The following is a 1,272-nucleotide window of genomic DNA, read 5'->3' on the forward strand; positions in this document are numbered from 1 at the left end:
GTTGGGAATTAGTCATCATGAATCAATTACTTTGGAAACAGGTTTTTTTGATTTGGGTATGGACTCTTTGACTTCTGTGGAGTTGAGAAATAAATTGCAAATTAGTTTGAATTGTTCAGTACCTTCTACTCTTGCTTTTGATTATCCAAAGCTTAATAAGCTAGTAGATTACTTTGCCCAAGAATTAAACTTAATAGATGTTCAAGAAGAGGATACTGAGTTGCGTTCGCTTAACTTACATGAAGAAAAGTCATCCAATTTATCAGACAGTATCCCACTAACAGAAGTTGAATTAGAAGCATCATTTCTTAGAGAAATTGAGGAATTAGAAAAATTAATATAAATAATAAAAATAGGCTTTGTAGGTCAACCTGTAAACTATATCAAACACCCACATAACTTACTAAAACGACTTGTAAAATTACTTTATTCAGACAACATGAATGAGAAACAAGCACAACAAAAAGAACAAAACTTACCTTTAGAAAGAGCTATTAAAGCCCTCAAAGATGCACGCTCCAAACTAGAAAGGTACGAAAATCAAAGCAAGGAACCAATCGCCATCATTGGAATGGGTTGCCGTTTCCCTGGAGGTGCATCTACCCCTGAAGCCTTCTGGGAACTTTTACAAAATGGAGTAGATGCGATTACGGAAGTGCCACTAGACCGATGGGCTATTGATAAATATTACGACTCCGACCCTAGCGCTCCCGGTAAAATGTCTACTCGTTATGGAGGCTTCATGGAGCGAATACAAGAGTTTGATACCAATTTCTTTGGTATTTCTCCTAGAGAAACAATTTCTCTAGACCCTCAACAGCGATTACTTCTAGAAGTGAGTTGGGAAGCCTTAGAGCGTTCAGGAATAAATCCTCAAAAACTTACAGGAAGCTCTACTGGTGTTTTTGTTGGCATTTGTAGTAATGACTATACTCAAAAGATATTAACTCAAGGTTTTGAACAAATTGATGCTTATCTAGGTTCAGGAAATAGCCACGGTGCAGCATCAGGAAGAATTTCTTACCTTCTGGGGCTAAAAGGACCTAGTTTGGCAGTAGATACAGCTTGTTCTTCTTCCCTATTGAGTATCCATTTAGCTACGACTAGTTTAAGAAATAGAGAGTGTAATTTAGCTCTAGCGGGAGGAGTAAATGCATTAATATCTCCAGGGTCTAGCATCAATTTTTCTAAGGCAGGAATGTTATCTCCCGATGGTCGATGCAAGACTTTTGATGCTACCGCAGATGGATTTGTCCGTGGTGAAGGATGTGG

General features: G+C 38.0%; 2 protein-coding genes. Both read left to right on the plus strand.

The genetic code is table 11. The features are described 5' to 3' along the window. Nucleotides 1-343, plus strand: a 343-nt coding sequence (locus F6K53_RS43305) for an acyl carrier protein (RefSeq protein WP_293086891.1), incomplete at its 5' end; no start/stop codon positions are given. 96 nt (nucleotides 344-439) lie between these two features. After that, nucleotides 440-1,272: polyketide synthase (locus tag F6K53_RS43310; protein WP_293086894.1), on the plus strand; the 833-nt coding region annotated here is incomplete at its 3' end.

The organism is Moorena sp. SIO4A1 (assembly GCF_010672065.1).
Taxonomy (GTDB): Bacteria; Cyanobacteriota; Cyanobacteriia; order Cyanobacteriales; family Coleofasciculaceae; genus Moorena.